Below are 26,554 nucleotides of genomic sequence, written 5' to 3' on the forward strand. Positions count from 1 at the left end.
CTCAGTCATCCTTGAGAATCGAGCGGGTCCCGACGATGGACAGGCCAAAGGCGTCCAGACCCAGGTATTTCGTCTGCGGCGAGTCGGTCAGCAGCACCAGTTCCTTGATGCCCATCTTGGACAGGATCTGCGCGCCCAGACCGGTTTGCTTGATGGTGCGCGGGCCTTCGTCCTCGGCCGCGTACAACGAGTTGCGCGGGTTGCGGAACAGGCAGACCACGCCACGCCCCTCGGCGGCGATCTTTTCCATCGCGCGCGGCAGTTCCTGCGGCGACTTCGGACCAAGGCCCAGAATGTCCGAGGCCTCGTGCAACGCATGGGTGCGGGTCAGGACGGGCTCGGGCGTGCTGATGTCGCCCTTGATCATCACCACATGTTCGATCCCGTGGGTCTGATCGGTGAAGATCCGCATCTCCCACTCGCCGCCATATTCCGACGTGACCATCCGGCGCGCGGTCTCGACCACAAGATTGTCGTGGCGCGCGCGGTACGAGATCAGGTCGCTGATTGTGCCGATCTTCAGCCCATGCTCCTTGGCGAATTCGACCAGATCGGGCAGTCGTGCCATGGTGCCGTCGGGCTTCATGATCTCGCAGATCACGCCCGAGGGGTTCAGCCCGGCCAGGCGCGAAATGTCCACGGCGGCCTCGGTGTGGCCGGCGCGTACAAGCACCCCGCCCCGCTTGGCGCGCAGCGGAAAGACATGCCCCGGCGTGGCCAGATGCGCCATGGTGTTCTGCTCGTTGATCGCGGTGGCGATGGTCAGCGCCCGGTCGGCGGCCGAGATCCCGGTGCTGACGCCTTCGCGCGCCTCGATCGAAACGGTAAAGGCGGTTTCGTGCCGCGACGAGTTGTTCACGGCCATCATCGGCAGGCCCAGACGGTCGATCCGCTCGGCCGTCATCGGCAGGCAGATCAGCCCGCGGCCATGGGTGGCCATGAAATTGATCGCTCCGGCATCGGCGAATTCCGCCGGGATCACCAGGTCACCTTCGTTCTCGCGATCCTCGTGATCAACCAGGATATACATCCGGCCTTGGCGCGCCTCTTCGATGATCTCTTCGATCGGGCTGATCGCGTCGCGCAGCTGGGCCTCGACCGGTCCGGGTGTTTCAAAGCTCATGGGGCAGCCTTTCACAGAGCAGGTGTTGCATCGCGGGATAGACCAGCGCGCGCGCAAAGGCCAGTCCGCAAACGAAGTGGGCCGTACCTAACGCGACGCAATTTCCTCGCTGGCGATCACGAAACCTCGGCCAGACGGGCCACGTACCGGGCCAGCGTGTCGATTTCCAGATTGACCCGATCTCCGACCTTGGCCGCGCCCCAGGTCGTCACCTCTTTGGTATGAGGAATGAAGTTTATCCCGAAATCGCACCCGTCGACATCGTTGACCGTAAGCGAAGTGCCGTTCAGAGCAACCGAGCCCTTTGGCGCGATGAAGCGCGCCAAATCGTTGGGCGCGCGCAGGGTCACGCGGGTGCTGTCACCTTCTTCGGCCATGGCGACGATCTCTGCGACGCCATCCACGTGTCCCGATACGATATGGCCACCCAATTCGTCACCCACCTTCAAGGCCCGTTCAAGGTTGACCCTTGAGCCCACCTTCCAGCCGTCCAGATTGGTTTTGGAAACGGTCTCGGCGCTGATCTGAACATCGTACCAGTCATCACCCAGCGCGATGACGGTCAGGCAAACCCCGTCGCTGGCGATCGACGCACCAATATCTATGCCGGATGTTTCATAGCCTGTCCGGATGCGTGCACGCAGATCGCCCTGCTGCTCCAACTCGATAATTGTGCCGATATCGGTGACGATCCCAGTAAACATTCCGTTAACCCTCTGCGCCTAAGCTGTGCCATGCAATCCACGCCGAGGTAAGGCCAAGTGGCGGGCGGAGCAAGCCCTGCCTTGCCCGGCTGGCCGCAAAAAGGCATAGTTTGTTCAATAAAACACGGGCAACCAGAATTCGAGCATCTGGCATGAGGCAACCGAAGGACAACTCCGACAGTCGCGTATTCCTGTTTCTGCAGGGGCCGCATGGGCCGTTCTTCAGCGGCCTGGGTCGCATGTTGCGCGCGGCTGGCGCGCAGGTGTGGCGTGTCGGGTTCAACGCCGGGGACCAGGCCTTTTGGTTCGATCGCGCCAGCTATATCCCCTATCGCGGCGGACTAGAAAACTGGCCGGAAAGCCTGACGAACATCATCCTGTCGCGCGGTGTAACCGACATCGTGCTTTATGGCGATGTTCGCCCGGTGCACGCCGACGCGATCCGTACGGCGCGAAGCCACGGCATCCGTGTTCATGTGTTCGAGGAAGGGTACCTTCGACCTTGGTGGGTCACCTATGAACGCAATGGGTCAAACGGACATTCTCGCCTGATGGATCTGGAAATCGCCCAGATGCAGCAAGCGTTGCAAAGCTCGGGCGCCAAAACGCCCCCACCCCCGTCACATTGGGGGGATATGCGGCAACACATTTTCTACGGCGCACTGTACCACTGGTTCGTTCTGTGTGCGAACCGTGGGTACCGTAATTTCCGCCCGCACCGAGAAGTGCCTGTCTCAAAGGAATTCAAACTGTATTTCAAACGTTTGGCGCTCATGCCGATCCATCGACTGCAGCGCGTTCTCTCCACCTGGCGCGTAAGGCGCGGCGGGTTCCCCTATCATCTGGTGCTGCTGCAACTGGGGCACGACAGTTCGGTCCAGGCGCATTCAGACTTTTCATGCATGGCCGATTTCATCACCCCGGTGATGGAGGGGTTCGCCAAGGGCGCTCCGTCCCACCACCGCCTGGTCATTAAGGAACATCCCCTTGAGAACCAGCGCGAGCCGCTAAGAAGACGCGTCCAAGCACTTGCGCGCGAACTGGGCATTTCGGATCGCGTGCATTACGTGCCAGGGGGAAAGCTGGCGCGCCTTCTGGATCACGCGAGCTCGGCCCTGACCATCAACTCCACCGCCGGACAGCAGGCTCTGTGGCGCGGCATCCCTCTGCGTATCTTCGGCAAGTCGGTCTACGACAAGCCTGAACTGGTCTCGCATCAACCGATTGACGAATTTTTCAGGCACCCGCAAAAACCGGACACGGAAGCCTATCGGGCATACCGCCAATTCCTGTTGGAAACCAGCCAGGTGCCGGGCGGGTATTACTCGCGCGGCGGACGGCGCCAATTGCTGCGGCGGGTTGCGGACATGATGTTGCAGGCTCGTGACCCTTATCAGGCCGCGCTGACCGGAATCGCGACCATCACGCCACAGTTGAAAATCGTTGAATGACACGGTGCTTGGCTGGCTGGAACTTGAAGTATGAAACCGCTAGTTTGACCGCAAACCAAAAGACTACATACGGAACTCGAGGTATTTCGGCAGTGCAGCGTTTCCCTACTCGATGGATACGAGGGTTGTCCCTTGTTGCAGCCATTGGCCTACTGACAGCGTGCCAACTGCCCAAGGCAGGGCCGAACAAAACCGAAATTCTGGCGGGCTCGACAGTCAATGGCGGCAACGCCCACGTGGTCGAAGTTGATGACCGGGTGGCCCACGTCACCTCTGCGGTTCCACAGTTTGGCTTTCCCCCTTCCTTCCGGTCAGCACAAAGCGTAACATCCGACACCATTCGTCCCGGCGACGTGCTTGGCCTGACCATCTGGGAAAACGTCGACGACGGTCTGCTGGCTGGTGAAACCGGCCCATCGACCAATCTCGATGAGGTTCAGGTCGACAGCGAAGGCTTTATTTTCGTGCCCTATGCCGGCCGCTTGCGCGCCTCGGGCAACACGCCCGAGCAGCTACGCTCGCTGATTGCGGAAAAGCTGCGCGAGCAGACGCCTGATCCGCAGGTTCAGATCCGCCGCGTGGCGGGTGACGGTGCGACGGTCTCGGTAACCGGTACGATCGGCGCCTCTGGCATCTACCCGATCGAGCGCCCGACCCGCACGCTTTCGACGATGCTTGCCAGGGCCGGCGGCGTGGCGGTCGCCCCGGATATTGCGCTGGTCACGGTGATCCGCGGCAATCAGCGTGGCACCGTGTGGTATGACGATCTGTTCCGCAATCCTGAAACCGACATCGCACTGCGCGGCGGTGATCGCATCCTGGTCGAACAGGACACCCGGTCGTATATCGCGCTGGGGGCCACGGGTGGGCAATCCCGGGTCGCCTTCGACAGTCAGGATCTGTCCGCGCTGGAAGCGCTGGCGCAGGTCGGCGGCTTGCAGTCGCTGTCCTCAGATCCCACCGGTATATTCGTTCTGAGGGACGAGCGTGAAGATATCGCACGAAAAGTGCTGGGCCAGCCGAACCTTCAGGGCGAACAACGCGTGATCTACCTGCTGAACCTCACGGCGCCCAACGGTTTGTTTGTGGCACGTGATTTCGTGATCCGCGACGACGACACGATTTACGTGACCGAAGCCCCGTATGCACAGTGGACCAAGTCGATTTCGCTGATTGCCGGTGGTCTGACACCCGTTGCAAACGTCGCCACGCTGACCGGAAACTGAGGCATGAAACCCGGCGCCGACACTGCGGACGCCGAGGATCGAACGCGCCTGTATGTCTACAATGGCGGGTTTCTGACCCAACGCAGGGTCAGACGCATCCTGTCGCTCGCGGGATTCGACATTCGCGTTGGGCTTCCGCGTTCAGGCGACATGGTGGGCATCTGGGGTGAAAGCCGGACCGCGCACCGCGGAACCCGAGTAGCAAAGGACCGGGATATCCCGCTGTTGCGGGTCGAGGATGCATTCCTTCGATCCCTGCTGCCGGGGCGCGATCACGAGCCGCCACTGGGCCTGCTTCTGGAACGACGTGCGATGCATTTCGATCCGTCACAGCCGTCGGACCTCGAAACTCTGCTGGCCACGCACCCGCTGGATGACACCGCCCTGCTGGATCGGGCGCGCGGCGCGATCGCACGGCTGAAGGAATCGCATCTGAGCAAGTATTCGGCATGCGACCCGGATATCGCGCCCCCGGATCCGGGCTATGTATTGGTTGTCGATCAGATACAGGGCGACGCGGCGGTTACGGCAAGCCGGGGCGACCCCGCGCAGTTTCTCGAAATGCTGATCATGGCCCAAGAGGAAAACCCCGGCGCGCGTGTGATCATCAAGACCCACCCGGAAACACTGCAGGGTCATCGGCGCGGTTTTTTCTCGGCGGATGACGAAACTGACCGCGTCTCCCTGTTGGCGGATCAGATCAGCCCCTGGTCGTTGCTGGAAGGCGCGATTGGCGTCTATACCCTGTCTTCGCAACTGGGGTTTGAGGCCATTCTGGCCGGTCACAAACCTAGGGTTTTTGGGCAACCCTTCTATGCCGGGTGGGGTCTGACGCAGGACGAGATGCCTCTGCCGCGCCGGCAGCGCAATCTGACCCGCGCTCAACTATTCGCTGCCGCCATGATACTGTACCCGACGTGGTACGATCCCTATCGCGACCAGCTGTGTGAGCTTGAAACGGTGCTGGATACGCTTGAGGCCCAGAGCCGCGCCTGGCGACAGGACAGGCACGGCTGGACAGCGTCTGGAATGCGCCTGTGGAAACGCAGGCATATTCAGCAAACCTTCGGGAAGTGGAAAAAAGTCCGTTTCGTGCCGGAACCGCCTTCGGCGTCCGACAGGCCGCATATGGTCTGGGCCAATCGTGATCTGGAAGCCGAAGATGTGGTCCGCGTCGAAGACGGTTTTCTGCGCTCGCGCGGGTTGGGGGCCAACCTTGTGCCGCCGCTTTCGCTGGTGACCGACGACCTTGGAATTTACTACGACCCCACCCGACCCAGCCGTCTGGAAGAACTGATCACCGCTCGCGAAGAGTTGCGACCCGATCAGGAGATACGGATACGCCGCCTGGTGACGCAACTCACCGCGGCGGGGCTAAGCAAATACAATACGGGCGGCAGTTGCCCTCCCTTGCCCGACGGGCACCGGATTCTTGTACCTGGCCAGGTAGAGGACGACGCCTCGATCCGGTTGGGCACCAGCACGGTCCGCACAAATCTCGAGTTGCTGAGCACCGTTCGCGCGGCCAATCCCGACGCAGTTCTGATCTACAAACCGCATCCGGATGTTGAGGCCGGGCTTCGGGACGGTCGAATAGACGCCCAGGGTTTGGCCGATGTCGTCCTCCACGAGGTCGACCCGGCACTGGTTCTGCCAGAGGTCCATGAGGTCTGGACAATGACCTCACTGCTTGGGTTCGAGGCTTTGTTGCGCGGGATAAAGGTCACTACGCTTGGGGCCCCGTTCTACGCCGGCTGGGGTCTGACGACCGACCTCGGATCGGTCCCGGCCCGACGAGGCGCGCGACCAACGGTGCTGAGCCTGGCCTACGCCACGCTCATCGACTATCCACGATATTTCGATCCAGTCACTCGCGATACCTGCCCGGCGGAGGTTGTCGCAGACCGTTTGACGCATGGCCCGATTGCACCTGCTGGGCCGGCAATCCGGCTGCTGGCCAAGCTTCAGGGGGCTTTTGCGACACATGCGAACCTGTGGCGCTAGGGCTCGCCGCTAGCGGACCGGCCTGCGCCAGACATGCAGAACATCGCCACCCAAGTCCCGGGTTTCCACCAGCGCAAAGCGAGGCGCGTCGCCCAGTTCCTCAAGCCCCATGGCGCCAATGGCAGGCAAGCCTTCGGCCCCGATGGCCAAGCCCGCGCTGAAACCGACCAACTCGTCGACCAGATCATTTGCCAGCAGGGACGCAGCCAATGCTGAGCCCCCCTCGCAGAACACCCGGGTCAGACCGGCCTGCCCCAATTGGTGGAGCATATCAGCAGCATCGATCCGGTGATCCTGCAACGCGCAGGATATCAGCCGCGCGCCCAGTCCCTGCCACGCCGCGGCACGCTCGGGGTCGGGCGACGGGCCATGGCACAGCCAAACGGGAATATCAGAAGCAGTTCGGGCCAACTGGCTGAGCAAAGGCAATTCAAGGTGACGTGAAACCACGACACGCACGGGTTGCCGGTCGATACCCAGATCACGAACCGTCAGCGAAGGATCGTCGGCCCGCGCGGTGCCCGCGCCGACCATCACCGCATCGTGCCGCGCACGCATGGCATGCACCGCCCGGCGGGCCTCGGGGCCGGTGATCCACTTGCTCTGCCCGGTCTCGGTTGCGATCCGTCCATCAAAGCTGCTGGCAAGTTTCAGCGTCACAAAGGGTCGGCCTTGCTCGGTCTTCATGAAAAAGCCCGCGTGATCCATTGCCGCCTGATCGCTCAGAACCCCGGTCGTGACCTCAATCCCGGCATCGCGCAACATGGCAAAACCCTGCCCCGCGACGCGCGGATCGCTGTCCTCGATCGCCGAAACGACGCGAGCTACTCCGGCGTCGATCAAAGCCTGAGCACAAGGTGGCGTCTTGCCGTGATGCGAACATGGCTCCAGCGAGACATAAGCGGTCGCGCCACGCGCCTGTTCGCAGGCCTGGGCCAGAGCTTCGGTTTCCGCATGAGGGCGACCGCCGGGCTGCGTCCACCCGCGCCCGACGATCCGGCCGTTTTTCACCAGAACGCATCCGACCGCGGGGTTGGGCCAGCAAGATCCTTGTCCGCGCCGCCCCAAGGACAGGGCCAGCGCCATGTATCGCTTGTCTGTTTCGGTCACTCGTCAGTCGATGGCTGCGGCGGGCGCAGTTCGTGGACGAACTCCTCGAAATCATCGGCCGCCTGGAAATTCTTGTATACGCTCGCAAAGCGAACATAGGCGACGGTGTCGATCCGCGCCAGAGCTTCCATGACGATCTCGCCGATCTTGTTGGACGGAATGTCGGTCTCACCCATGCTTTCCAAGCGCCGCACGATGCCGGATATCATCTGGTCGATGCGGTCCGGATCAATCGGGCGCTTCTGCATCGAAATTCGGATTGACCGTTCCAGTTTGTCCCGGTCGAAATCCTCGCGTTTGCCATTTGTCTTGATAACCACGAGGTCGCGCAACTGGACCCGCTCATAGGTGGTGAAACGGCCCCCGCATGCGGGGCAGAACCGACGCCTGCGGATGGCCACGTGATCTTCTGCCGGACGTGAGTCCTTGACCTGAGTATCGATATTTCCGCAAAACGGGCAGCGCATCCGCCGTCTCCTCGTCCCTTGTTCCGCCTCTTTTTGTCAGCGCTGTGGCCGACTTATCCACAACTATAGGGCAGCCGCTAGAGTTTGGGTAGTCGGAAATTTCAACCGCTATATGCAGGGTCACCCAAAATGCGCCGCAACTCGGCGAACATGGGGCGCGGTCCTGTGCTCGAACAGGTAGATACCCTGCCATGTTCCCAAGGCGGGTTGCCCACGTCGGACCGGGATCGAAAGCGAGACCGGCATCATAACGGCCTTGATATGGGCCGGCATGTCATCGGGCCCTTCATACGTATGTTTCAGATAAGACATCGACGGATGATCTGTGGGCGGAACCAGCCGCGAGAAAAATACCTGCAGGTCCGCCTGAACCTCGGGATCCGCGTTTTCCTGTATCAAGAGTGAACAGGATGTGTGGCGGACGAACAGCGTCAGCAATCCGTCGGCCCCACTTGAGGACAGCCAGTCACGGATGTCGGAGGTGAACTCGTACAGCCCCTGCCCTCGGGTTTCGATGGTGAATTCGGCCTGCATCAACCGGGTGGCCCTGTTTGCGTCAGTTGAAGAATGGGCGCACGTTGCACCGGGCATTCGCACCTTGGACCGACATGCTGTAGCCCGGTTGAAATCCAGAAACCACTACGCTGGGTTGCTGTGGCACGCCGCCTGTCGGCGGTTTGATCGAAAACTGCACGGCGGTCCGACGCCCGGTTGTCACACTGGGCCCGTAGCCGCGCAAAACGTAAATCCGCTGCTGCCAGCCGGCCCCCAGTTTGCGCCGAGCAAAATCCGCCGCCGCGCACCAATACCCATCAACGTCCTGCCGGGCGCGGGGGATGACCTCAAAATCGGTGCTGTTCATCGGCTCGGTCCGGTACCCGTTCGGGGCGGCGTCAGTCTCGACCGGAGCGGCTGCAACCATTGCCGCCAACGCGGCGCATGTCAGAATATGTTTCATTGCAAATATCTTCCCTGATTTCGACACGCATCATAGCCTAGTTTTTCACCAAGCCCAGAACAGCGTCGTTCACGATGATTTCAGGAACAGTGCGCACGCGAGCGGTGCCTTGCGTCCGGGGAACTGGGACATGCATTCAATGTGTGCCGGGGAGCCACAGATAGGTTGGTGTGACCAAATCCTTCGGCTCTGCCCGATCCCCACGGGACTGACCCGGCACGCGGCTGATCTATGACGGCCGTACCATCGAGTCTTTCTTTGCCCGGCCACGTCTTTGTGATCTGAAGCCATTTCCGGTGCACGTAAGTGCGCCGTGTCTGACCCTGTGTGGAAACGGTCACCTCACAAAAACTATGCAAATGACAAAATTCGCTACATAATCCGGCCAATTCAGTGGGTTCCGGAGCGTGGCATGCAAGTCGATATCGCCAGAATTCAGCTGCTGGCGTCCGCGTTGCAGGATCAGGCAGGGAATACTGATACGGTCGTTCGAGTCCTCGCCAAAAGCGGGCTGAGTGCGCAAGACCTCGCGCCGCCTGCAAAGTTGTACAGTGCCCATAGCGAGGCCTTGTTTGCCCGCCACGCTTGCGATGAACTCAACGACATCCTGTTCGGCGCGCGAACGGGCTTGCAGTTCAGCGCAACTTCTAGCCTGACCGCTTATATCAGCAAGTATTCCCGGGATCTCCGGCAGGTACTGGAGAACGCCAACCACTTCCACCGGCTGATTGATCCGGCCATCGCCGTGAGGCTGCATGAGTCCGGAAATTCGGCAACCATCGAGGCCAGGTGGAAGGACCCAAGCTTTTCGCGGTACCACCGGCGAACCGAGTTCCTCATGTTTGCCTGCATTGCCCGCCTGCGTGCTCTGACGGGGATCCCGATCCAACCGATCGAACTACGGTTTCAGCACAAGGTCGGCGCGCGAGAGGAAGACTATTCCAAACTCGGCAAATTCCCGGTGGTGTTTGGCGCGGAAAAGCTCGAGATCATTTTGCCGCAATCAACGCTCGACGTGCCTGTCCCGACCTACGACCCCAGCTTGCGACAGCACCTGATGGAATATGGTGACCGTCTTCTGCGTGAAAACAGTGACGAAAAACAGACATTGCGGTCGCGGGTCGAAGGGCGGATCACCCAATCGCTTCCCGGGGCCATCGCCCGCGCCGAACAGGTCGCCAAGGATCTGGGCATGAGCCCGCGGACATTCGGTCGGCGCCTGACCGAGGAAGGCACCAGCTTTCGCGAAATTGTCGACGACCTGCGCTGTGACCTCGCCAGAACGTTTCTGAAGAACGACATGAGCCTATCTGAGATCTCGTACAGCCTTGGCTACGCAGACCAGGCGGCGTTTTCGACTGCCTTCAAACGCTGGACCGGGCAATCTCCCAGCGCGTACAAGGATAAGTCCCGGCGCAGAATGCTTGCCTGACAAGCGGCCGGGGGTCATCAGCGTTGCCGCCTCGCCCCGACCTGTCCCATGAGTGGACACAAGCGATATGGTCCGCGAAAGCTCTGACCACTTGCGAATTCCCGCCAAACTGAATTCACGTTTGGCCGTCGTGAACCAAACCGCAGCTCAAATGAAAAAAGGCGCCTCGGTCGAGGCGCCTTTTTGATCACTGATCCAGGAAGGACCGCAGCTTTCGGCTTCGGCTGGGATGTTTCAGCTTGCGCAGGGCCTTGGCTTCGATCTGCCGGATACGTTCGCGCGTCACGCTGAACTGCTGACCAACCTCTTCCAGCGTGTGGTCGGTGTTCATGCCGATGCCGAAACGCATCCGCAGAACCCGCTCCTCGCGCGGGGTGAGCGAGGCCAGTACACGCGTGGTGGTTTCCTTGAGGTTTTCCTGAATGGCGCTGTCCAGCGGCAGCACGGCATTCTTGTCCTCGATGAAATCACCCAGCTGGCTGTCTTCCTCGTCCCCGATCGGGGTTTCCAGAGAAATCGGCTCCTTGGCGATCTTCATCACCTTGCGGACCTTTTCCAGCGGCATCTGCAGCTTTTCGGCCAGTTCTTCCGGCGTCGGCTCGCGGCCGATCTCGTGCAGCATCTGGCGGCCGGTCCGCACCAGCTTGTTGATCGTCTCGATCATGTGCACCGGAATACGGATGGTGCGCGCCTGATCCGCGATCGAGCGCGTGATCGCCTGACGGATCCACCAGGTCGCATAGGTCGAGAACTTGTAGCCACGGCGGTATTCGAACTTGTCCACCGCCTTCATCAGGCCGATGTTGCCTTCCTGAATGAGATCAAGGAATTGCAGGCCACGGTTGGTGTATTTCTTGGCGATCGAGATCACCAGGCGCAGGTTGGCCTCGACCATTTCCTTCTTGGCCTGACGCGCCTCTTTCTCGCCTTTCTGGACCTGCTGCACGATGCGGCGGAATTCGCTGATGTCCAGACCGACATACTGACCGATCTGCGCCATGTCGTTGCGCAGTTCTTCGACCTTGTCGGACGAGCGTTCGATGAACATCTGCCAGCCGCGACCCGGCTTTTGGGCCATGTCGGACAGCCAGTTGGGATCAAGTTCACGACCGCGATACTCGTCAATGAACTCACGGCGGTTGATGCGGGCCTGGTCGGCCAGCTTCACCATGGCGCTGTCCAGCGACATCACCCTTTTGTTGATGCCGTACAACTGATCGATCAGGGCTTCGATCCGGTTGTTGTGCAGATGCAGGCCATTCACCAGTTCAACGATCTCGGCGCGCAGCTTTTGATAGGTCTGCTCATCCTTGTCGCTGAACGACCCATCCTCGTTCAGAGTTGCCGATATCCGGCTGTCCTGCATCTCCGAGAGCTTTGCGAAATCCGTCGAGATCCGCTCAAGCTGAGTCAGAACCTGATCTTTCAGTGCCGCTTCCATCGCGGCCAAAGACATGTTCGCCTGATCGTCTTCATCATCGTCATCGTCGTTGGCAATCGGGTTGCCGTCAGCATCCAGTTCGGGACCCGTGTCCTTGGCGGGCTTGGCGGCCGTGACAGCCGAAGTATCCACCACCGGCTCTTCTACGTCGCCATCCTCGTCCATCTGATTGCCGAACGTCGCTTCCAGATCGATGACATCGCGCAGCAGGATGTCCTCGGACAACAGTTCGTCATGCCAGATCGAGATCGCCTGGAAGGTCAGCGGGCTTTCGCAAAGCCCGAGGATCATGGTATTGCGACCGGCTTCGATCCGTTTCGCGATGGCGATTTCGCCCTCGCGGCTCAGCAGTTCTACCGACCCCATCTCGCGCAGATACATGCGCACCGGGTCATCGGTCCGGTCCAGCTTTTCGGTTTGCGCACCGGCCAGCGCAACCTCACGGTTGCTGTCGGCGGTGACCAGATCGGTCGAGCCCTTCTGCTCTTCCTCTTCGGCCTCTTCGTCTTCGATGATGTTGATGCCCATCTCGGACAGCATCGACATCACGTCCTCGATCTGTTCCGAACTGACCTGATCCGGCGGCAGGACCTGGTTGAGCTGATCGTAAGTGATGTAGCCTTTCTCGCGAGCCTCGGCGATCATCTTCTTGACCTGGGCCTGGCTCATGTCCAGCGAGATTTCCTGTTCCTGGTCGTCGGACTTCCGTTCCTCGTTGGTATCCTTGGCGGCCATTCAGTGCTCCTGCAGGGATGGGTGATTCGATGGAACCGAATCATTAGCGCGTAGAAGTGATTCGGCCACCCGTTTACCCGTTTTTCTTTTCCAGTGCTTTATGAAAACACCACTTCAGCGGCGTTTCCGCTCGAACTTGATGCCGGACATGATCGCCTGAAACGCGTCTTTCTCGTCACGATTGATTCGCGCCCCGTTGTCAGCAATGTCGAAAATGGCCCTGTCCTCGTTCTGGCTGCGGCTTGCGCGGTTGCGTTCTTCGGCGGCCTGGGCCAACCGGAACGTCAACGCTTCGTCCGCCAGATCGGACAACTCCTCTTCGGCTTCGGCAATCTCGGCATCCAGCCCCCGGAGCGCTTTGATTTTTGCGAGTTCCTCGGCCAGAGTCATCTGTGCCTTTTCGACGTCGCCCGGTTTGTGCACACAGGGGATTACAGCGACATGGCGAAGGGCCAGCAGGTTTTCAAGAGGGGCCGGCCCCAAAGACTGAACAATGTGCTCTTTGAGGTTGTCGGGATCGTCGATCGCGTGCCGCAGGATCGCATCGCGCAGGGCCGCGTGATCGGGGTTCAGGCATTCCATCTCTTCCAGTTGGTGCTCGAATTGCACGACCACCTCGGGGTTCAGGATTGCAATCGCAAGGATTGCCGCTTCACGCAGTTGGATATCCGCATTCTCCGAGGACGCAAGGAACGAGGCCCGCGCATCGGGCGTTGCCGACGGTTTTGGCGGTTGCCATTTGCCTTTCGGCTGCCAGTTTCGAGCCCCTGCCCCTTGCCGCTGCGGGCGGAAGAGTTGCCAGCGGAGATCCTTGATTTCCTGCCCGTAATGCGACCGGATCGAGGGATCGCGGATCAGTTGGATCTTTTCGCGCAGCGCCTTGTCGAGGGCCGCCTTGCGCTCGGGGCTGTCGAACACCTTGCCCTCGGTCTCGCGCCGCCACAGAAGCCTGACCATCGGAATGGCCGCGTCCAGCACCGCCTGAACCGCCGCCGGGCCTTCGGCGCGCAGCAGATCGTCGGGGTCCTTGCCCTCGGGCATCAGGGCAAACCGCAGAGACTTGCCGGCCACCAGCAGGGGCAGCGCCAGGTCGATGGCCCGCATCGCCGCGCGCAGGCCTGCCGTGTCGCCATCCAGCGCGATGATCGGCTCATCGGCGATACGCCACAGCATGTGCAACTGGTGTTCTGTGATCGCGGTGCCCAGCGGCGCGACGGCGGCGCCGAAGCCTGCCTCAGACAGGGCGATCACATCCATATAGCCCTCGGCCACGATCAGCGGTTGCCCCTTGCCCGCCGCCTGACGGGCTGGTCCGTGGTTGTAGAGGCTTCGCCCCTTGTCAAACAGCGCGGTTTCGGGCGAGTTCAGATATTTGGCGTTGTCATTCGGGTCCATCGCCCGCCCGCCGAAAGCGATGCACCGGCCGCGTGGATCGCGGATCGGGAACATGATGCGGTTGCGGAAGGTGTCATAGGGCTTTTTGCCCTTGCTCGACGGCTTGGCCAGACCGGCGCCCAGGATCAGGTCCTCGGCCACGTTCTTGCCGCGCAGATGGTCCCACAACGCCTGCCAGCCGTCGGGCGCAAACCCGATTTCCCAGCGGTCCAACGCCTGAGCGTCCAGACCGCGGCGGTCCAGATAGGCGCGCGCCTCGGCCCCTGCCCCGGTCTTGAGTTGCAGGCGAAAGAACTGTACCGCCTGCTCCATGACATCGGCCAATTGCGCCCGATGGTCCTGCTTTTCCTGCGCCTTTGGGTCGCGCGCGGGCATCGGCAATCCGGCTTCGCGCGCCAGGATCTCGACCGCCTCGATGAACGAGACGTTCTCGGTTTCCTTCACAAAGCTGATCGCGTCGCCTTTGGCATGGCACCCGAAGCAGTAATAGAACCCCTTTTGGTCATCCACATGGAACGAGGCGGTTTTTTCGTGATGGAACGGGCATGGTGCCCACATGTCGCCCTTGCCCGGATTGGACTTGCGGTTGTCCCACATGACCTTGCGCCCGACGACCTGAGACAGGCTCAGACGGGTGCGTAGCTCATCCAGAAATCCAGGGGGCAATGACATGCTTCATACATGGCAGAAACCGGGCCGCCCGCCAAGGGCGCGGCAGGCCTTTGTCCACAGCCAATTCGCGGCGCTGTGGATTACTGCTGCAGGCACAGCTCCATCCAGGCGGCGCCAAGGTCTTTTTTGCGGATGTCGCGCATCTTCTGCTCGTAGACCCATGGGGTGATCAACGGGATCGCGGCGTTGTAGTTCTCGGGCCAGGTCGGGCCGGCCTCGGCCACCGCTTCAGGAACATCCCTTTCTTTCACACGATCAAGACGGGCTTTTTGAACCGCCGCCACAACGTCTGCTTGATAGCGGCAGCTTTGCTCCTTGGTTTCAGCGGCAGCCAGCGGTGTGGCAAGCAGAATGGCGGCAAGTGCGATGCGCAGCATAAGGTCCCCTTGGAATCAGTTCTTTGCAACAGTCTAACCGCGTGCTGCCACACCTTCCATTGCCCTCTGCAGATCATGCACCAACGATGTGGCCATCGACCGGAACACCATGATCTGAAAGGCTTTCTCGCCAACCCGAGTGATTGACGCCGTCATGTGAAACAGCAGCGTGCGCGCCGTATGTCCGCGCTTGAATTGTTGCGGGCGCAGATCGACGGGCACCAGACGGGCGAGGACATCCTCGGCCCCGTCGCCCTCAAGCCGAACCATGGCCCAGGCATCGGACTGGTCGACGACCGCGGCGTGGGCGGACAGCGACGGGTCCGGTGCGGGGCCGATCAGCATGACCTGACCCGGGCCAAACCAGACCGCCCGCGCGCCCGACTTCCCGGTGGCCCGGTTCGGGGCCGGCAGCGCCATGCCATGCGCCGCCTTCATCGCCTCGGACAGCGATTTGGCCTGCCCTTGAAAGGCCGAAACCGCATGTATCGCGCCCGGGTCGACCTCGGTGACCGAGACCGTTCCGATGGTCAGCGGCAGCAGCCCGTCGCACAGGGTCTGGGCAATCAGCTTATCCACGTACACGCTCTCCCTCTGGGTCAAAAAACAGCGGGTCAGTCACCTCGCACAGCGTGGTCACGCCGCGCAGATGATCGACCATTTTGACGATCTCGCCATGACGGTCGGGGCCATCGGCCAGAAACGCCAGCCCCAGCATGCTGCCCAGCGTCGGCGAGTAGCAGACCGAGGTCACATAGCCCTGATCGTTGGTGCGCACCGGCGCGTCCTCTTCGTTGTACAGATGGGCGCCGGCCAGCAACTGGCGGCTTTCCCCGATGGGTTTGAGGCCGACCAACCGCTCGCGCCCCGGCTCCTCAAGCCCCGGGCGTTCGGACATGGTCTTGCCGACACAGTCCTTTTTCTGCGACACCATCCGGCCCATCCCGATGTCAAAGGCCGTCGTCCGCCCGTGGATTTCTGCATGGGTGATGAACCCCTTCTCGATCCGCAGGACGTTCAGCGCCTCCATCCCATAGAGGCCACCGCCCAGCGCCTCGGCCTGTCGGGTCAGGATGTCGAACAGGCTGGCCCCATACCGCGCAGGCAACGCAATCTCGTAGGCGTGTTCGCCCGAGAACGAGATCCGGAACAGACGCCCCGGCACCCCCAGAACCGAAACCGGCCCGCAGGCCATGAACGGCCACGCAGCATCATCCAGCGGGGTGTCCAGCAGGCCGTTCAGCACCTCGCGCGATTTGGGGCCGGCCACGGCGAATTGCGCCCATTGCTCCGTCACAGAAACCAGCGACACGTCCCAATCGGGCCGCAGACCCTGACGCACGAATTCAAGATGCTTCATCACGTCACCAGCGGCGGCGGTCGTGGTGGTCATCAGGAAATGACTGTCACCCAATCGCGCGGTGGTGCCGTCATCCATGACGAACCCGTCCTCGCGCAGCATCAGCCCATAGCGCACGCGCCCGACCTTCAGTGTCGAAAACGTGTTGGTATAGACGAAATCCAGAAACTGCGCGGCGTCGCGCCCCTGAATGTCGATCTTGCCCAGGGTCGAGACATCGCACACGCCGACCGCCGTGCGCACCATCTGCACTTCGCGGTCGCAGGACTGGCGCCACGTGGTCTCGCCCGGCTGCGGGAAATAGCTGGGCCGATACCACAGCCCGGCCTCGACCATCGGCGCCCCGCGCGCCACTGACGCCTTGTGCGAGGTGGTGAAGCGCTGCGGCTTGAACCCCGCCCCCTCGGCCCCCGCGCCCAGCGCGGCGATGGCAATCGGCGCGTAAGGCGGGCGGAAGGTGGTGGTTCCGGTCTCGGGGATCGCCCGCCCGGTGGCATCCGCAAGAATGGCCAGCGCCGCGACATTCGAGTTCTTGCCCTGATCGGCGGCCATGCCTTGCGTGGTATAACGCTTCATGTGCTCGACCGAGCGGAAGTTCTCGGTCGCGGCCTGTTTGACATCCTTGACGGTCACGTCGTTCTGGAAATCCAGCCACGCGCGCCCCTTGCCCGGCACCGCCCACAGCTGCGCGATTTCATAGAGCTGATCCTCGGCCTGCGGCGGCTCGAGTTTGGGCGCCTTAAGGCCCAGATCACCCAGCGCCTCGGTCGCAGCCGAAATGCCCTCGCTCAGACAAGCCGCGGTCGAGAACGCGCCGTTGCAGGCCCCGGCCGGGCGCATCCCGGGCACGGCGCCCGGCGTGGGCACGAAGGCGGCAATGTCACGCCGCCAGGTCGGGCGCCCGTTCATGTGGCAGGTCAGGTGGACCGAGGGGTTCCATCCGCCGGTCATCGCCAGACAATCGGTTTGAATGCGCTCTTCTCCGCTGGCGCGGCGCACGGTTATCGACTCCAGCCCCTTGCGCCCCGAACTGCCACAGACCTGCGCCCCGCGCAGCACCGGATAGTCGGTCGACACCGGCCCGTCATGGCGGCTGTCGATCACGGCGGCAACGTGGACCCCGGCGGCCAACAGGTCGCGGGCCGTCTGGTGGATGTCATCGGTGTTGCCGAAGATCGTGACACTCTGGCCGGCGGCGACGCCCCAGCGGTTCAGATAGGCCCGCACGGCCCCGGCGGTCATGATGCCGGGCCGGTCATTGTCGCGAAACGCCACCGGGCGTTCCAGCGCCCCGGCCGCCAGAACCGAGCGGCGGGCGGCGATCCTCCAATATGCTTCCAGCGGCGCACCGGCGGGACAGTCGCCCGTATGGTGCAAGACCCGTTCGAGCGCGGCAAAGGTGCCCTGGTCGTAGGCACCCGCCACGGTCGTGCGGGTCATCAACCGCACATTGTCCATCGCACGCAACTCGGCCAGAACCTCGTCTGCCCAGACGTGACCCGGCTTGCCATCCACCTCGAGCGTCTCGGCCAGCAGCCGCCCGCCCATCTGGTTGCTTTCATCGGCCAGAATGACATCCGCCCCGGCCCGGCCGGCCGTCAAGGCAGCCATCAAACCCGCCGGGCCAGCCCCGATCACCAGCAGGTCGCAGAAGGCATAGGCGCTTTCATACCTGTCGGCGTTGGCCTGCCCGGACAGCGCGCCCAACCCCGCGGCGCGGCGGATCATCGGTTCGTACAGCTTCTCCCAAAAGCTGCGGGGCCACATGAAGGTCTTGTAGTAGAAGCCCGCCCCCAGGAAGGGCGCGGCCAGATCGTTCACCGCCATCACGTCGAAGCTCAGACTGGGCCAGCGGTTCTGGCTGCGCGCCTCGAGGCCCGGATAGATCTCTTGCACCGTGGCCCGCACATTGGGGTCCTGCACGGCGCCTCGGCCGATGGTGACCAAAGCGTTCGGCTCTTCGCTGCCGGCGGTCAGGACGCCGCGCGGGCGATGATATTTGAACGACCGCCCCATCAGGCGCACGCCATTGGCCAGCAGCGCCGAGGCCAGTGTATCGCCCTGAAAGCCCGAATACCGGATTCCGTCAAAGGAAAACTCGACCGGAGTGCCGCGGTCGATCAGCCCCCTGTCCGCGACCCTCATCGTTTGCCCCCGGACGCAGGTTCGGTCGCCGAAATTTCGTGGGTCAGCGTGTTGCGTGTCACAACGATCCATGCGCCGCAGCCGCCCTCGTGATACCACAGATCCCGCGTCTCGCCCGCGGGGTTGTCGCGCAGATAGACGAAATCGTCCCAAGCGTCAGGCCCGGCATCCGGGGCGGGCCGGTCCAGATCGACGGCGGCCCCGCGATAGTAGAACTCGCGGCGGTCGCGCTCGCCGCAATACGGACAGGTGATCCTCATGGCCGCGCCTCCTGGCTTTCACAAATATTCGAACGAAACATCCCGGCCCGCCCCTAATGCAGATTGTGCTGAGAGCCCTTGCCCTCTTCATCGATGATCCCGCGCCCGGTGCGGAAACGATCCAGCCGGAACCCTGTCGCGTTCTCGTGGTACCGGTCGGTGGCCATCAGGTGGGCAAACACGTTGCCCGAGCCCGGAACCGCCTTGAACCCGCCGTAGTTCCAGCCGCAGTTCAGGTACAGCCCGTCGATAGGGGTGCGGTCGATGATCGGCGACCCGTCCGGCGACATGTCCATGATCCCGCCCCAGGACCGCAGCACCCGGGCTTTGCCGATCATCGGCATCAGGGCCACGCCGGCCTCCATTACACTTTCGACCGTCGGCAGATTGCCCCGCGCCGCGTAGGAGGCATAGAAATCCAGGTCGCCGCCGAACACCAGCCCACCCTTGTCGGATTGGCTGATGTAGAAATGCCCCATGCCGAAGGTCACGACGTGGTCGATGCAAGGCTTCAGCCCTTCGGTCACGAAGGCCTGCAGCACGTGGCTTTCGATCGGCAAGCGCATCCCGCCCATGCCGGCAACTAGCCCCGAACGACCCGCAACCACGATCCCTACCTTCCTGGCTCGGATCGCCCCGCGCGTCGTCTGCACCCCGCGCACGGCGCCGTTTTCGATGTCGATGCCGGTGACCTCGCAATTCTGGATCAGATCCACCCCGCGCTGGTCCGCCCCGCGGGCATAGCCCCAGGCCACGGCATCATGCCGGGCCGTGCCGCCACGCGGATGGTACAGACCGCCATAGATGGGAAAGCGCAGATCGTCATAGTTCAGATAGGGCAGCATCTCGCGCAGTGCATCGCGGTCCAGCAGGATGGCATCGTCGCCCTGGCTGATCATCATGTTGCCCCGGCGCGCGGCCGCGTCCCGCTGCCCGTCCGAATGGAACAGGTTGATGATGCCCCGCTGCGAATGCATCACGTTGTAGTTCAGGTCCTCTTCCAACCCCTCCCACAGCTTGAGGGAATGTGAATAGAACTCGGAATTTCCTTGCAGAAAATAGTTGGCGCGCACGATCGTCGTGTTGCGCCCCACATTGCCGCCGCCGATATAACCCTTTTCCAGCACGGCGACATTTGTCAGGCCGTGTTCTTTCGCCAGATAGTACGCGGTGCTGAGACCATGCCCCCCACCGCCGATGATGACGATGTCGTACTCGGCTTTGGGCTCGGGATCACGCCAATGCGCCGTCCAACCCTTGTTGCCCGTCAGTCCTTCCTTCAGGACGCGAAAGCCGGAAAAGCGCATTCAGATCTCCCTGCGGGTTTGCTGGCATCAAACCAACTTCCAACAGGAGTAGCAATCCGGGCTCGGGGCTCCGCATCCGTTTTCGACAAGAACTTGTCAACGCGCGACCAAACCGGTCGCAAACGAATTCGCCTTCAGAACCGCAGACGGAAGGCAACGCCCACGATCGGAGCGGTATCATAGCCCTGCCGGCTGACCTCTTGCCCTGCTGCGTTGTCCAGGCGCAACTCGCCGTCAAACTCGGCGCCCGCAAATGCCGACAGCGAAACTCCGGGGTTTGGCGCGTATTCAACCGACAGAACAACCGGGATGCTGCTGTCCTCGCCTACGCCGCCCGGTGCCAACCCGTTATCGTTCAACTGAAAGCGGACCCTCTCGGACCGAACGGCAAGCCCCACGCTGACACTTTCCGAAGCCTTGTATTCCAGCGTGACCCCGGGGCCTTGAGTGGCCCCCAACGCGCGCCCGGTGCTCAGACGCCAGCGCTCGGCAAAGGTCCAGTCGACCAGAAGCGCGGGAAAGACTTCGAGATCATTGGTTCCAACCTGGGAGAACACGCCAAATGCCGGGCCGATGCGCAGATTGGGGTTCACCGCCCATGAAATACCGGCGAAGGCACCATAGATGAAGCCGTCCGAGGCACTGGCGCCGGTCTCATAGTCCCATCTCAATTGGGGCGAGACGATCACCGCAGCCCCGTTGTCCAGAGTGAAACGCAATGGAACGCTCAGGCGAATGTCGCGGATGTCGTCCCACGGCTGGTTTCCGGGCAACCCGAAATCGTAGGAAAACTGACCGAAACTCGCCAGCAAACCCACAAAGGACCCGTCACCATAGCTGTAAATGCCGCCTGCCCGCAGAAACGCGCGCGATGCGCTGAAATCACCGCCGTCCTCGAGATCGGCGCTGCCCTGATAGACAGCCAACCCTTCCACAGTCGGCGTCCATCCCTGCCGGGGTTGGGCGATGGCAGCAGTCGCATGCGCCAGGGTCGCGGATCCTATCGCCGCGGCCCAAGCTACAGAACGGGTAATTTGCATGAGATCCTCGCTGGTTTCACTGCCTGAACTCCAGCGCAGGATGTGCGGCAACCGGACTTTTTGTCAAAGCCCGATTGCCCGGTTTCCGAGACGTCAGAGGCCCTTGGCCCGATAGCTCTTGGCAACACGGTCGATGGACACGATGTATGCCGCGGTGCGGAGGTCATCGACGTCGTCGCGATCGTGCCAGACCTCGCTCATGGCCTGGTAGGCGATGCGCATCGTGTCATCCAGGCCCGAGCGCACCAACTCAAGCTCATCCGCGCCTTTGAGGTATTTGGCCTTGAAGTCCGGAGACATCGACCATGCATCGCCAAGATAGCGGTCCAACCGCTCCAGCTCTTTCACGATCAACTCGTGCCGCGCCTCTTCCTGACGGCGCTGCATCCGGCCAAAACGGATGTGGCTGAGGTTCTTGACCCACTCGAAATACGATACCGTCACACCGCCAGCGTTCGCATACATGTCTGGAATGATCACGGTGCCTTTCTTGCGCAGCACTTCGTCGGCCCCGGCGGTCACCGGACCGTTCGCGGCCTCGATGATCAACGGCGCCTTGATGCGCTCGGCATTGGACAGATTGATCACGCCCTCCAGCGCGGCCGGGATCAGAATGTCACAATCCTCTTCCAGCACAGCAGTGCCCTCGGTGGTGTGCGTTGCATCCGGGTAGCCGTTCACACCGCCATGTTTGACGATCCACTGGTGAACCGCTTCGACGTCGATCCCCTCGGGGTTATAGATCGCACCGTCACGTTCGATGATGCCCACAACCAGAGAGCCGTCTTCCTCACTCAGGAACTTGGCCGCGTGATAGCCCACGTTGCCGAGGCCTTGAACGATGACCCGCTTTCCGTCCAGCGAGCCTGACATGCCAGCTTTCTTGACGTCCTCGGGATGGCGGAAGAACTCGCGCAACGCGTATTGGATACCACGCCCCGTCGCCTCGACCCGGCCCGAGATGCCGCCGGCATTCAACGGCTTGCCGGTCACGCAGGCCCGCGCGTTGATGTCTGTGGTGTTCATCCGCGCATACTGGTCAGCCATCCAAGCCATTTCACGCTCGCCGGTGCCCATGTCAGGGGCCGGGACGTTCTGCGACGGGTTGATCAGGTCGCGCTTGGCCAACTCATAGGCGAAACGGCGGGTGATCTGCTCCAGCTCATGCTCCTCGTATTTGCGCGGGTCGATACGCAGGCCGCCCTTGGACCCGCCAAACGGAGCCTCGACCAAAGCGCACTTGTAGGTCATCAGCGCAGCAAGCGCCTCGACCTCGTCCTGGTTCACGGCCATCGCATAGCGGATACCGCCTTTTACCGGCTCCATATGCTCGGAATGAACCGAGCGATAGCCGGTGAAAGTATGTATCTGCCCCCGCAGACGCACGCCAAACCGAACGGTGTAGGTCGCATTGCAGACCCGGATCTTTTCCTCAAGTCCGGGTGGAAGATCCATCAGGGCAGCCGCCCTGTTGAACATCAGATCTACACTCTCCCGAAAGCTGGGTTCCTTGATGGCCGTCATAAAATCCTCCATGCCGGTTGACGTCGAGCGTCATGACGTTTTGTCGCACCCTTGGCAAGCGGCTGCAATCGAGATTTGCACTTTTTTTCATCAATTTATGAACAGCGCGTTTCGACCAACCGAGCCGAGTCGCGGACATTTACGATTTCCAGAAATTGTCCCGAGCAACGAAACAAAGATGCCCCTCCCAGCCAGACTGCCGCCGATTTTCATTCAAAAAGAGCACCATAGTGACGATCACGCCCAATTCTCGCCACGATCCACATCTAAATTATTTAAGTTCCGAAGAACTGGCTTCGCTGCTTTTGGCCGGCAAAAGGATTTCGTTATGCGCAATTTTGAATGGACATCGACACGGTCGGAGAAACCGCGCCAGGCAGACCGGTGCCGGAGCGCCGTCGAGTCTTTCGTGACCTCGGAAAGCGGGACGATGACCATCTTCGCCCTCTTCCTTCTGATGATCATCTTCACCGCGGCGGGCTTCGCCGTGGACGTTATGCGGTACGATCGCGAACGTGCGCGCCTGCAATATGCTCTGGACCGCGCCGTACTGGCGGCGGCCGACCTGGATCAGGACCTTTGCCCCAAGGACGTGGTTGTCGACTACCTCGCGAAGGAAGGCTTGGACCAGTACCTGGTTGGTGACCCGATCGTGGAACCCAATGTCTGCGGCGCGACCGCCGTTACGATCGAAGGCTACCGCAAGGTCCAAGCGAGCGCCCAGATGGATGTCGGCATGCACTTCATGCAGTGGTGGGATGTTGACTCGATCGTGAGCGCGGCAACCAGCGTTGCCGAAGAAGCCATTGATGACGTTGAGATTTCTTTGGTCCTCGACGTCTCTGGCTCGATGAACAGCTACAATCGCCTGGCCAACCTAAAAGTGGCGGCCAAAAACTTCGTGCAAGAGATGGCGGACAAGACCGAGGACGGGAAGCTGTCGATCTCGATCATCCCATACGCAACTCAGGTGTCGCTGCCCGACTATCTGATGGACGAATTCAGCACGACCGGCACCAATAACCGGGCAAACTGCATCAACTTCACCAGCAGCGAGTTCAACACCACCGCGCTGGACCCCGATACGATCCGCCAACGCACACTGCACTTCACGCCGTGGAGCACCTATGACCGGCGCCCCAGCAACGGCTACGTCTACAGCGAAGTCTGTGACGAACTCGCCAACCGTGAGGTCTCGGTCCTGCAAAAGGATCCGCAGGTTCTCAAAGATCACATCGAAAGCTTTACTGCCGGCGGAAACACGTCGATCGACGTCGGTCTGAAATGGGGTCTTGCCCTGCTTGACGAAAGCATTCAGCCGGTGATCGCACGTCTGGCGGGTGATGAAGTGCCTGCAGAGTTCGCCACCCGTCCCAACAGCTACTCCAGCAACGACTCGATGAAGGTTCTGGTGTTGATGACGGACGGCGCGAACACCACTCAGTACATGGTAAACGACCCCTACCGTGAGGGTACGTCCATTCTGTGGTGGAATGCCAAAAAGTCCACCTATTCGACCTATGACTACGAGACCGAGAAGTACTTCTGGCACGATGTCGATTATACCGAATGGGACAGCAGCAAGGGTTGGTACTGGGGTCGCGAGATCTGGCAGGACGATCCCTATGGCAACGACGAGTATACTGTCTATCGGTGCACCTACCGGTCCGGCGGCGTCTGCTACAACTTTGACTACAGCAGAAGCGAGACCCGCACTGTTCTGGACAACAATGGCGACCCCGCGACATCGGTCAACCTGACCTGGGTTCAGGTCTGGGAACGCACGACCCGTCGCGCGATCCGCGACCTGTTCCGCGAAGCGCTGGGGAGCACGAAAGGCAACACCTGGTACAACAACGCGGTCACTTCGATCGGGTCGGGCACCAAGGACCCGCGCGCGCGCGCAATGTGTGCCGCCGCTCGCGCCAATGGCATCGTAGTCTTCACTATCGCTTTCGAAGCTCCCGATCAGGGCAAGGCCCTTCTGAAAGACTGCAAAAGCGATGATGGCGCCTACTACGAGGCGACCGGTGACGAAATCGTCGACGTATTTGCATCGATCGGATCGACCATCCGCAATTTGAGGCTGACCCAATGATCAAGCGTTTGCTTCATCAATTCCGCACGTTCCGGCGGAAAGAAGATGGGATGGCGACGATCGAGTTCGTCTTCTGGTTTCCCATCTTCATCATGACGACCTATTCGGCCGTCGAAGTCGGAATCGGGGCCTTCAACCACGCCAATCTCGAGCGTGGTCTGGACGAAACGATCCGCGACGTTCGCCTGAACAACCTCGACAAGTATACCACCAACGTTCAGGATGGCTGGACCCACACTCTGTTGAAGGACATCGTGTGCGACAAGGCAGGCTACATTCCTGAGTGCAAGGAAAACCTGATCCTGGAAATGACCCGCGTCGACCCGTTTATTGGGACCACGCTGGATCCCAACCCCTACTGCATCGATACCCCGGCAACGATCCGCAACAGCCAGATCTTCGAGCCCGGCACGTCGGACGAACTGATGATCGTCCGCGCCTGCGTCGAGGTAAAGCCGCTGTGGTGGGGTACCATTCTGGGCGCCATCGCGCGAAAAAAGCCCAACGGTATGTACGAACTGCACGCAACAACGGTGTTTGTCTATGAACCGACCTGATCGCTCAATCTTCTCGCTGGCTGTCCGGTATCTGAAACGGTTTTCGCGCAAGGAATCCGGCGTGATCAGTGTCGAGGCCGTGATGATCTATCCCTTGCTCTTCTGGGGCATGTGTGCGTCCTATACGTTCTTCGACGGGTACAAGCAGAGCTCGCGGAATCTCAAGGCGTCTTATGCGATCGCCGACGTCATTTCCCGCGAACGCAATGACATCAACGCGACCTATATGGATACGCTGTATGACCTGCTGCAGCAGATGATGTCGGACCGCTCCGACGTGTCGATGCGCATCTCGTTCCTTCGCTTCGACCTGCCGGATGACCGGCACTATGTGCAGTGGTCCTGTATTCGCGGCGAAAGCTTTGAGGCGTGGACCGATGGCACCATCAGCGAAATCCGGGACAAGCTGCCCATCATGCCGGACAACGGCAAGATGATCCTGGTCGAAGTGAAGGACTTCTATCGCCGTCCCTTCCGCATCGGATACGGCGAAAACGAATTTGCCATGGACAATTTCGTATTCACCCACCCGCGCGTCTACGACAAGATCGACGCACCGGGCGGGTGCTGAGAGCTATTCGGCCTCGGCCAGCATCGCGGAAAGCATTTCTGACAGGAACTTGGTCTCAGCGGCGGACGTCATGCCGCCGACGCCAATACGTCGCCCGACGCGCCACCAAAGGCCCGGGGCCCAAGCCCTGCCCCGTTTGCTACGGGTCGTCAGCAGAAAGCCGTTTGACGGTTTGAAGGCGAACACACCCCGATCCACCCCTTCGATTTCACCAACCTCGGCAATCAGCTTGCCGCTGCCTGTCCGCAATTCCGTGCGCGTCAGCTCGATCCGGTCCGCGGTCGCATGCCAGACGCGATGCGCAAGCCAAAGCGCGCCACCTCCGACCACGAACAGGAACAGCTGCCATTCCGGCGCGGGCGGTGCGGCCAGGGCGACATAAGTCACGAACGCGCCCACGGTGACGAGCATTCCCACGCCCATCCACCGCCGTGCCGATGAAGCCTGAATCGTTGCCAGTACGTCTTCTTGCATTTCCAACTCCGCCTTTGCCTGCCCCCCATACCCGCTTTCAGCGTCAAGCAACAGGCCAAGACTCACCCGGCGCAATTTTGCACAGAGGCAGTGCTTTCTCGCGAATTGACCGTACTTCAGCGA

General features: G+C 61.3%; 23 protein-coding genes. 7 read left to right on the forward strand and 16 right to left on the reverse strand.

The window, feature by feature from the left end:
- Position 1: 1 nt before the first annotated feature.
- Together ribB and AC2FM5_RS01265 are read right to left on the reverse strand one after the other, a co-directional pair.
- Positions 2–1,123, reverse strand: a complete 1,122-nt coding sequence (ribB, locus tag AC2FM5_RS01260) for a 3,4-dihydroxy-2-butanone-4-phosphate synthase (protein ID WP_496733440.1) — start codon at positions 1,121–1,123, stop codon at positions 2–4.
- A gap of 116 nt (positions 1,124–1,239) precedes the next feature.
- Entirely contained in the window at positions 1,240–1,827 is a 588-nt protein-coding gene (locus AC2FM5_RS01265; RefSeq protein WP_170419313.1) for a riboflavin synthase, read from the reverse strand.
- Between the two features lie 152 nt (positions 1,828–1,979).
- Between AC2FM5_RS01265 and AC2FM5_RS01270 the strand changes: the two genes are divergently transcribed.
- The 3 genes from AC2FM5_RS01270 to AC2FM5_RS01280 all read left to right on the forward strand — a co-directional run bounded on the left by AC2FM5_RS01270 (position 1,980) and on the right by AC2FM5_RS01280 (position 6,508).
- Entirely contained in the window at positions 1,980–3,278 is a 1,299-nt protein-coding gene (locus tag AC2FM5_RS01270; protein ID WP_496733442.1) for a capsule polysaccharide biogenesis protein, read from the forward strand.
- 92 nt (positions 3,279–3,370) lie between these two features.
- Entirely contained in the window at positions 3,371–4,504 is a 1,134-nt protein-coding gene (locus AC2FM5_RS01275; protein WP_496733444.1) for a polysaccharide biosynthesis/export family protein, read from the forward strand.
- A gap of 3 nt (positions 4,505–4,507) precedes the next feature.
- Positions 4,508–6,508 (forward strand): capsule polysaccharide biogenesis protein, encoded by a 2,001-nt coding sequence (locus tag AC2FM5_RS01280; protein ID WP_496733446.1) that lies wholly within the window; start codon positions 4,508–4,510, stop codon positions 6,506–6,508.
- A gap of 9 nt (positions 6,509–6,517) precedes the next feature.
- Here the strand turns inward: AC2FM5_RS01280 and ribD are convergent, their stop codons facing one another.
- The 4 genes from ribD to AC2FM5_RS01300 all read right to left on the reverse strand — a co-directional run bounded on the left by ribD (position 6,518) and on the right by AC2FM5_RS01300 (position 9,043).
- Complete coding sequence (ribD, locus tag AC2FM5_RS01285; protein WP_170371275.1) at positions 6,518–7,618, reverse strand: bifunctional diaminohydroxyphosphoribosylaminopyrimidine deaminase/5-amino-6-(5-phosphoribosylamino)uracil reductase RibD; 1,101 nt, start codon at positions 7,616–7,618, stop codon at positions 6,518–6,520.
- Positions 7,615–8,085, reverse strand: a complete 471-nt coding sequence (gene nrdR, locus AC2FM5_RS01290) for a transcriptional regulator NrdR (RefSeq protein ID WP_039534475.1) — start codon at positions 8,083–8,085, stop codon at positions 7,615–7,617. Before nrdR ends, ribD begins: the two co-directional genes overlap by 4 nt.
- A gap of 120 nt (positions 8,086–8,205) precedes the next feature.
- Positions 8,206–8,619: a secondary thiamine-phosphate synthase enzyme YjbQ gene (locus AC2FM5_RS01295; RefSeq protein ID WP_496733449.1), complete on the reverse strand. Its 414-nt coding sequence runs from the start codon at positions 8,617–8,619 to the stop codon at positions 8,206–8,208.
- Positions 8,620–8,641: 22 nt separating this feature from the next.
- Positions 8,642–9,043 (reverse strand): hypothetical protein, encoded by a 402-nt coding sequence (locus AC2FM5_RS01300; protein WP_170363710.1) that lies wholly within the window; start codon positions 9,041–9,043, stop codon positions 8,642–8,644.
- A gap of 412 nt (positions 9,044–9,455) precedes the next feature.
- On the opposite strand from AC2FM5_RS01300, the gene AC2FM5_RS01305 reads away from it, so the two are divergent.
- On the forward strand, positions 9,456–10,475 hold the full coding sequence (locus tag AC2FM5_RS01305; RefSeq protein ID WP_170371281.1) for a helix-turn-helix domain-containing protein: 1,020 nt from the start codon (positions 9,456–9,458) through the stop codon (positions 10,473–10,475).
- A 187-nt stretch (positions 10,476–10,662) separates the two neighbouring features.
- On the opposite strand, the gene rpoD is transcribed toward AC2FM5_RS01305, so the two are convergent.
- The 9 genes from rpoD to AC2FM5_RS01350 form a co-directional block, all read right to left on the reverse strand.
- Positions 10,663–12,651 (reverse strand): RNA polymerase sigma factor RpoD, encoded by a 1,989-nt coding sequence (gene rpoD / locus AC2FM5_RS01310; protein WP_496733452.1) that lies wholly within the window; start codon positions 12,649–12,651, stop codon positions 10,663–10,665.
- Between the two features lie 114 nt (positions 12,652–12,765).
- Positions 12,766–14,718: a DNA primase gene (dnaG, locus tag AC2FM5_RS01315; protein ID WP_496733454.1), complete on the reverse strand. Its 1,953-nt coding sequence runs from the start codon at positions 14,716–14,718 to the stop codon at positions 12,766–12,768.
- A gap of 80 nt (positions 14,719–14,798) precedes the next feature.
- Positions 14,799–15,095: a hypothetical protein gene (locus AC2FM5_RS01320; protein ID WP_170598149.1), complete on the reverse strand. Its 297-nt coding sequence runs from the start codon at positions 15,093–15,095 to the stop codon at positions 14,799–14,801.
- A 33-nt stretch (positions 15,096–15,128) separates the two neighbouring features.
- Positions 15,129–15,674 carry a sarcosine oxidase subunit gamma gene (locus AC2FM5_RS01325; protein ID WP_496733456.1) on the reverse strand — a complete coding sequence of 182 codons (546 nt, stop codon included), beginning with the start codon at positions 15,672–15,674 and terminating at the stop codon, positions 15,129–15,131.
- Complete coding sequence (locus tag AC2FM5_RS01330) at positions 15,667–18,600, reverse strand: sarcosine oxidase subunit alpha family protein (protein WP_496733458.1); 2,934 nt, start codon at positions 18,598–18,600, stop codon at positions 15,667–15,669. The genes AC2FM5_RS01325 and AC2FM5_RS01330 overlap by 8 nt, the downstream gene beginning before the upstream one ends.
- A complete protein-coding gene (locus tag AC2FM5_RS01335) occupies positions 18,597–18,860 on the reverse strand; it encodes a sarcosine oxidase subunit delta (protein WP_149776784.1) in 264 nt (87 codons plus the stop codon). Before AC2FM5_RS01335 ends, AC2FM5_RS01330 begins: the two co-directional genes overlap by 4 nt.
- A gap of 53 nt (positions 18,861–18,913) precedes the next feature.
- The gene (locus tag AC2FM5_RS01340) at positions 18,914–20,167 is read right to left on the reverse strand and encodes a sarcosine oxidase subunit beta family protein (protein ID WP_170389727.1); all 1,254 of its coding nucleotides are present in this window, start codon (positions 20,165–20,167) and stop codon (positions 18,914–18,916) included.
- A gap of 134 nt (positions 20,168–20,301) precedes the next feature.
- Complete coding sequence (locus tag AC2FM5_RS01345) at positions 20,302–21,207, reverse strand: hypothetical protein (RefSeq protein ID WP_496733460.1); 906 nt, start codon at positions 21,205–21,207, stop codon at positions 20,302–20,304.
- A 93-nt stretch (positions 21,208–21,300) separates the two neighbouring features.
- Positions 21,301–22,731, reverse strand: a complete 1,431-nt coding sequence (locus AC2FM5_RS01350) for a Glu/Leu/Phe/Val family dehydrogenase (RefSeq protein WP_496733462.1) — start codon at positions 22,729–22,731, stop codon at positions 21,301–21,303.
- 430 nt (positions 22,732–23,161) lie between these two features.
- Between AC2FM5_RS01350 and AC2FM5_RS01355 the strand changes: the two genes are divergently transcribed.
- From AC2FM5_RS01355 to AC2FM5_RS01365, 3 genes are read left to right on the forward strand one after another with little or no spacing between them, the layout of a single operon-like run.
- Positions 23,162–24,829, forward strand: a complete 1,668-nt coding sequence (locus AC2FM5_RS01355; RefSeq protein ID WP_254429305.1) for a pilus assembly protein TadG-related protein — start codon at positions 23,162–23,164, stop codon at positions 24,827–24,829.
- On the forward strand, positions 24,826–25,386 hold the full coding sequence (locus tag AC2FM5_RS01360) for a TadE/TadG family type IV pilus assembly protein (RefSeq protein ID WP_170357498.1): 561 nt from the start codon (positions 24,826–24,828) through the stop codon (positions 25,384–25,386). The genes AC2FM5_RS01355 and AC2FM5_RS01360 overlap by 4 nt, the downstream gene beginning before the upstream one ends.
- Complete coding sequence (locus tag AC2FM5_RS01365; RefSeq protein WP_093961744.1) at positions 25,373–25,957, forward strand: TadE/TadG family type IV pilus assembly protein; 585 nt, start codon at positions 25,373–25,375, stop codon at positions 25,955–25,957. The genes AC2FM5_RS01360 and AC2FM5_RS01365 overlap by 14 nt, the downstream gene beginning before the upstream one ends.
- A gap of 3 nt (positions 25,958–25,960) precedes the next feature.
- On the opposite strand, the gene AC2FM5_RS01370 is transcribed toward AC2FM5_RS01365, so the two are convergent.
- Positions 25,961–26,431: a hypothetical protein gene (locus tag AC2FM5_RS01370; RefSeq protein ID WP_170339740.1), complete on the reverse strand. Its 471-nt coding sequence runs from the start codon at positions 26,429–26,431 to the stop codon at positions 25,961–25,963.
- Positions 26,432–26,554: the final 123 nt, after the last annotated feature.

This window comes from Ruegeria sp. BHSA162 (genome assembly GCF_059613385.1).

Excerpts from the sequence above, each read along its gene's own strand:
- AC2FM5_RS01340 (WP_170389727.1), bottom strand. The coding sequence starts at position 20,167 with ATGCGCTTTTCCGGCTTTCGCGTCCTGAAGGAAGGACTGACGGGCAAC.
- AC2FM5_RS01270 (WP_496733442.1), top strand. The coding sequence starts at position 1,980 with ATGAGGCAACCGAAGGACAACTCCGACAGTCGCGTATTCCTGTTTCTG.
- ribB (WP_496733440.1), bottom strand. The coding sequence starts at position 1,123 with ATGAGCTTTGAAACACCCGGACCGGTCGAGGCCCAGCTGCGCGACGCG.
- AC2FM5_RS01360 (WP_170357498.1), top strand. The coding sequence starts at position 24,826 with ATGATCAAGCGTTTGCTTCATCAATTCCGCACGTTCCGGCGGAAAGAA.
- AC2FM5_RS01265 (WP_170419313.1), bottom strand. The coding sequence starts at position 1,827 with ATGTTTACTGGGATCGTCACCGATATCGGCACAATTATCGAGTTGGAG.
- AC2FM5_RS01280 (WP_496733446.1), top strand. The coding sequence starts at position 4,508 with ATGAAACCCGGCGCCGACACTGCGGACGCCGAGGATCGAACGCGCCTG.
- AC2FM5_RS01365 (WP_093961744.1), top strand. The coding sequence starts at position 25,373 with ATGAACCGACCTGATCGCTCAATCTTCTCGCTGGCTGTCCGGTATCTG.
- nrdR (WP_039534475.1), bottom strand. The coding sequence starts at position 8,085 with ATGCGCTGCCCGTTTTGCGGAAATATCGATACTCAGGTCAAGGACTCA.
- AC2FM5_RS01335 (WP_149776784.1), bottom strand. The coding sequence starts at position 18,860 with ATGAGGATCACCTGTCCGTATTGCGGCGAGCGCGACCGCCGCGAGTTC.
- AC2FM5_RS01295 (WP_496733449.1), bottom strand. The coding sequence starts at position 8,619 with ATGCAGGCCGAATTCACCATCGAAACCCGAGGGCAGGGGCTGTACGAG.
- AC2FM5_RS01370 (WP_170339740.1), bottom strand. The coding sequence starts at position 26,431 with ATGCAAGAAGACGTACTGGCAACGATTCAGGCTTCATCGGCACGGCGG.
- AC2FM5_RS01305 (WP_170371281.1), top strand. The coding sequence starts at position 9,456 with ATGCAAGTCGATATCGCCAGAATTCAGCTGCTGGCGTCCGCGTTGCAG.
- AC2FM5_RS01345 (WP_496733460.1), bottom strand. The coding sequence starts at position 21,207 with ATGCAAATTACCCGTTCTGTAGCTTGGGCCGCGGCGATAGGATCCGCG.
- AC2FM5_RS01320 (WP_170598149.1), bottom strand. The coding sequence starts at position 15,095 with ATGCTGCGCATCGCACTTGCCGCCATTCTGCTTGCCACACCGCTGGCT.
- rpoD (WP_496733452.1), bottom strand. The coding sequence starts at position 12,651 with ATGGCCGCCAAGGATACCAACGAGGAACGGAAGTCCGACGACCAGGAA.
- dnaG (WP_496733454.1), bottom strand. The coding sequence starts at position 14,718 with ATGTCATTGCCCCCTGGATTTCTGGATGAGCTACGCACCCGTCTGAGC.
- AC2FM5_RS01300 (WP_170363710.1), bottom strand. The coding sequence starts at position 9,043 with ATGAAACATATTCTGACATGCGCCGCGTTGGCGGCAATGGTTGCAGCC.
- AC2FM5_RS01355 (WP_254429305.1), top strand. The coding sequence starts at position 23,162 with ATGACCATCTTCGCCCTCTTCCTTCTGATGATCATCTTCACCGCGGCG.
- AC2FM5_RS01330 (WP_496733458.1), bottom strand. The coding sequence starts at position 18,600 with ATGAGGGTCGCGGACAGGGGGCTGATCGACCGCGGCACTCCGGTCGAG.
- AC2FM5_RS01350 (WP_496733462.1), bottom strand. The coding sequence starts at position 22,731 with ATGACGGCCATCAAGGAACCCAGCTTTCGGGAGAGTGTAGATCTGATG.